Annotated in this window: 2 protein-coding genes; both read left to right on the forward strand. The window is 74.5% G+C overall.

The window, feature by feature from the left end; translation table 11 throughout:
* Positions 1–2,149: non-ribosomal peptide synthetase (locus ACFFR3_RS43215; protein WP_379485025.1), on the forward strand; the 2,149-nt coding region annotated here is incomplete at its 5' end.
* Positions 2,149–5,425 (forward strand): non-ribosomal peptide synthetase (locus tag ACFFR3_RS43220; RefSeq protein ID WP_379485026.1); only part of this gene is annotated, 3,277 nt, incomplete at its 3' end. The genes ACFFR3_RS43215 and ACFFR3_RS43220, both read left to right, overlap by 1 nt.

Here is a 5,425-nt window from a genome sequence, read left to right on the forward strand (position 1 = left end):
CCGGTCGCTGGCCCGGCATCCGCTGTTCCAGGTGATGCTCACCGTCCAGAACAACACCGACGCCACCCTGGACCTGCCCGGCATGGTCCCCTCGGACCTCGCCAAGGGCGTGCTGGCGGCCCGCTTCGACCTCGACTTCAACGTCGGCGAGGTCTTCGACGAGCAGGGAGCCCCGGCCGGCCTGCAGGGGTCGCTGGTCGCGGCGGCCGACCTGTTCGACGAGGAGAGCGTCGAGCGGCTGGCGCGCCGGTGGGTGCGGCTGCTGGAGAGCCTCGACACCCTCATGGACGCCCCGCTCTCCGCCGTGGACGTGCTCGACGACGCCGAGCGGCGCCAGGTCCTGGACACCTGGCAGGGATCGCCGGCGGCGCTGCCGCCCACGTCGGTGGTGCGGGAGATCGAGGCGCAGGCCGACCGCACCCCCGACGGGGTGGCCGTGGTGTCGGGCGGCGCCCACCTGACGTACGCGCAGCTCGACGCCCGCGCGAACCGGCTGGCCCGGCGCCTGATCGCGCACGGCGTGGGGCCTGAGTCGCCGGTCGGCGTGCTGTTCAAGCGCGGCGTGGACGCCATCGTCGCGCTGCTCGCCGTCTGGAAGGCGGGCGGCGTGTACGTGCCGATCGACGTCGAATACCCGATCGAGCGGGCCGAGTACATGCTGCGGGACGCCGGCGTACGGGTCGTGGTGACGGACCGCGACATCTGCGCGCGGGTCGGGCTGGCCGCACGCACGTCCGGCGTCGAATGGGTGGTCATGAACGACCCCGCCGAGGCGGCCCGGCTGGCGAGCCTGCCGGACGAGCGCCCGGGAGCGGCGATCGACGGTTCGAGCCTGGCGTACGTCATCTACACCTCGGGCTCGACCGGCGCCCCGAAGGGCGTGGGCGTGGCGCACGCCGGGCTGGTGAACCTCATCGAGGTGTTCGCCCCGATCATGGGCGTCGGGCCGGGGGCCGGGGTGCTGCAGTTCGCCTCGTTCGGCTTCGACGCCTCGGTGCTGGACGTCGCCGTGACCCTGGCGCGCGGCGGACGTCTCGTCGTCGCGCTGCCCGCCGAGCGGACCGACGCCGGGCTGCTGCGCGAGCTGGTGACCACGGAACGGGTGTGCGCGGCCAGCGTGGTGCCGTCGCTGCTCGAGGTGATCGACCCGGCCGGCTGGCCGGGCGTGCAGGCGCTGCTCGTGGGCGCCGAGCCGATCGCGAGCGGGACGGCGCGCACCTGGTCGTGGGGCCGCCGCCTGGTCAACACCTACGGCCCCACGGAGGCGACGGTGATGGTGGCCGAGGGCCTCGTCGAGCACAACGGGACCCGCTCGGCGGTGCCGTTCGGCCGGCCGATCGCCAACACCCGGCTGTACGTGCTGGACGACCACCTGGCGCCGGTGCCGCCTGGCGTCGCCGGCGAGGTCTACATCGCGGGCGTCCAGGTGGCGCGCGGCTATGTCGGCCGGCCCGGGCTCACGGCGGAGCGTTTCGTGGCCTGTCCGTACGGCGGCCGCATGTACCGGACAGGAGACGTGGCCCGCTGGACCACCGACGGCGAGTTGATCTTCGTGGGCCGGGTGGACGAGCAGGTGAAGATCCGCGGCATGCGGGTCGAGCCGGGCGAGGTGCGGGCGGTCCTGGCCACGCACCCGGACGTGGCCCAGGCGGCGGTGATCGTGCGCGCCGACGCGGGCGAGAAACGCCTGGTCGCCTACGTCGTCGGCGGCGACGCGGAGGACGTCAGGCGCTACGCCGCCGACCGCCTGCCCGCCCACCTGGTGCCCTCGGCCGTGGTCGTGCTCGACGAGCTGCCCCTGACCGTCAACGGCAAGCTCGACCGCGCCGCCCTGCCCGCCTCCGCCGAACACCAGGCGAGCCAGGGGAGAGCCCCGGCCACGCCGCAGGAAGAGGCGCTGTGCGAGGTGTTCGCGCAGGTGCTCGGCCTGGAACGGGTCGGCGCCGACGACGACTTCTTCACCCTGGGCGGCCACTCCCTGCTGGCCATCCAGCTGGTCAACACGATCCGGCACGCCATCGGCGTCGAGGTCAGGATCGCCGACGTCTTCGACACGCCGACGGTGGCCGGTCTGGCCCACCGCATCGAACAGGGACGACCATCGCGTCCGGCGCTCCGGCCGATGCGTCGCGGACAGGAGGACTCCTGATGATCCCCTTGTCGTTCGCGCAGCGCCGGCTGTGGTTCATCCACCGGCTCGAGGGCCCGAACGCCGCCTACAACCTGCCCTTCGTCCTGCGGCTGACCGGCGACCTCGACCGCGACGCGCTCGCCGTGGCGCTGCGTGACGTCATCGCCCGGCACGAGGTGCTGCGGACGGTGTTCCCGGTCGAGGGCGGTGAGCCGTACCAGCGGATCCTGAGCATGGACGAGCTGGCGTGGGAGCTGCCGGTCGTCGAGGTGGACCCCGGCGCTCTCGACGGCGCGGTGGCCGAGGCGAAGGGGTGCGCCTTCGACCTCGCCCGTGAGGTGCCGATCCGGGCGTGGTTGTTCGTGGCGGGGCCCGGCGAGCAGGTCCTGGTGGTGGTGACGCACCACATCGCGGCGGACGGCTGGTCGATGGGGCCGCTCGCCCGGGACCTGTCGGCCGCCTATGAGGCACGCGCCGCCGGTCGGGCCCCGGCCTGGGAGCCGCTGCCGGTGCAGTACGCGGACTACACGTTGTGGCAGCGAGAGCTGCTCGGCGCGGAGGACGATCCGGGCAGCGTCCTGGCCCGGCAGATCGGGTTCTGGCGGGAGACGCTCGACGGCATCCCCGAAGAACTGGACCTGCCCTATGACCGGCCCCGCCCGGCCGTGTCGAGCAACCGCGGGGTCAGGGTGCCCGTCACGATCCCGGCCGACGTGCACCGGCGGCTGACCGAGATCGCCCGGACCGAACGGGCCACCCTCTTCATGACGTTGCAGGCTTCCCTCGCGGTGCTGCTGGCCAAGCTGGGCGCGGGCCGCGACATCCCGATCGGCTCCGCGCACGCCGGCCGTACCGACCAGGCCCTGAACGACCTGGTCGGCTTCTTCGTCAACACGCTGGTGCTGCGCGCTGACCTGTCGGGGGACCCGACGTTCCGCGAGATGCTGGGCCGGGTGCGGGCGGCGAGCGTGGCCGGCCTCGCCCACCAGGACGTGCCGTTCGAGCGGCTGGTGGAGGAGCTGGCGCCGTCGCGGTCGCTGTCCCGCCACCCCCTGTTCCAGGTGATGCTCAACCTGCAGAACAACGCCGCGGCGACCCTGGAGCTGGCCGGCGTGCGGGCGGGCGAGGAGGACGACGCGGCCCAGGCGTCGTCCGCCAAGTTCGACCTGACCCTGAACATGGACGAGACGACCGACGAGCAGGGCGCGCCGGCGGGGCTGCGCGGCTGGCTGACCGTGGCCGCCGACCTCTTCGACGCCGACACCGCCGAACGCCTCGCCCGCTGGTGGACCCGCGTGCTCACCGCGGTGGCCGGCGACCCCGCCGTACGCCTGTCCGGCGTGCGGGTGCTGGGAGCACGCGAACGCGACCGGCTGGTCAAGGAGGGGAGCCCGCAGGGGACACCGGTCGCCGCGCCGTCCGTGGCCGCCCTGTTCGAGGCGCAGACGGCCAGAACGCCCGAAGCCGTGGCCGTGACGCACGCCGGGACCGAGGTGTCGTACGCCGAACTCGACGCCCGCGCCAACCGGCTCGCCCACCACCTGATCGGGCACGGCGTCGGCCCGGAGTCGGTCGTCGGCCTCTGCCTGCCGCAGGGCACGGAGATGATCGCGGCCATCCTGGCGGTCTGGAAGGCGGGCGCGGCGTACCTGCCCATCGACCCCGAGCAGCCCGGGGAGCGGATCGCGTACATGCTGGCCGACAGCGCGGCGGCGCTGGTGCTGACGCGCGGCGGCTCGCCCGCCTGGCCGGTCCGCACGCTCGCGCTGGACGACCCGGAGACGGCGGCGCAGCTGGCCGGCGAGCCCGGCACCGCGCCAGGCCGTCCGGCAGACCCCCGCAACCCCGCCTACGTCATCTACACCTCCGGCTCCACCGGCCTGCCCAAGGGCGTCGCCGTGACGCACGGCGCGCTCGCCAACTACGCCTCGGCGGTGCCGCCTCGCCTGGGCTGGGACGAACCCGGCCGCGCCTACGCGCTGCTGCAGGGGCAGGCGACCGACCTCGGCAACACGGCGCTGCTGGCCGCCCTGGTCTCCGGCGGGCGGCTGCACGTCCTCGACGCCGACCAGGTCACCGACCCGGCGGCGGTCGCGGCCGGTCTGGCCGAGCAGCGCATCGACCACTTCAAGGCGGTGCCCTCGCACCTCGCGGCGCTCGGGACGTCCGGCCTGGAGCGGGTGCTGCCCGGCCGGTCGCTGGTGCTGGGCGGCGAGGCCGGCGCCCCCGAATGGGTGGCGCGGCTGCTCGCGGCGGCCGGTGACCGCCCGGTGTTCAACCACTACGGGCCCACCGAGACCACGATCGGCGTCGTCACGACGCGGCTGGACCCGGGACGCGTGGCGGCCGGCGTGGTGCCGATCGGCCGGCCGATCGCGAACACGCGGGTGTTCGTCCTGGACGAGTGGCTGTCGCCGGTGCCGGTGGGCGCCGCCGGTGAGCTGTACGTCGCCGGGGCGGGCGTGGCGCGCGGCTACGTCAACCGGGCCGGGCTGACCGGCGAGCGGTTCGTGGCCTGCCCGTTCGGCGGCCCCGGCGAGCGCATGTACCGGACGGGCGACCGCGTGCGGTGGACGCCGGACGGCGAGCTGGTGTTCGTGTCCCGCGTGGACGACCAGGTGAAGATCCGCGGCTTCCGCGTCGAGCCGGGCGAGGTCCGTGCGGTGGTGCTGGAGCATCCCGGCGTGGCGCAGGCGGCGGTGGTCGTCCGCGAGGACCGGCCCGGGGACAAGCGGCTGGTCGCGTACGTCGTCCCGGCCGGCGACCCTGAGGACCTGGCCGGCTCGGTACGGCGCTTCGTCGCCGACCGTCTGCCGGCCCACATGGTGCCGTCGGCCGTGGTGGCGCTGGCGGCCTTGCCCCTGACGGCGAACGGCAAGCTGGACCGCAAGGCCCTGCCGGTCCCCGAGTACGCCGTGGGCGGTCGTGGCCCGGCCAACCGGCGCGAGGAACTGCTGTGCGAGGGGTTCGCGCACGTGCTCGGGCTGGAGCGGGTCGGCGTGGACGACGACTTCTTCGCGCTGGGCGGACATTCGCTGATGGTGGTCACCCTGGTGGAGTGGCTGCGCGAGCGCGGCGTCAGCGTGCCGGTACGCGCCCTGTTCCAGACGCCGACGGTCGCGGAACTGGCCGCAACCGTCGAGGCGGAGCGCGTGGCGACCCCGGCGAACCTGATCCCGCCGGACGCCACGGAGATCACGCCGGAGATGCTCCCGCTGGTGGAGCTGTCCCAGGCGGACATCGACCGGATCGTGGCCGGGGTGCCGGGCGGCGCGGCGAACGTGGCCGACGTCT

The sequence above is a fragment of the Nonomuraea salmonea genome, assembly GCF_042428605.1.
GTDB classification, from domain to species: domain Bacteria; phylum Actinomycetota; class Actinomycetes; order Streptosporangiales; family Streptosporangiaceae; genus Nonomuraea; species Nonomuraea salmonea.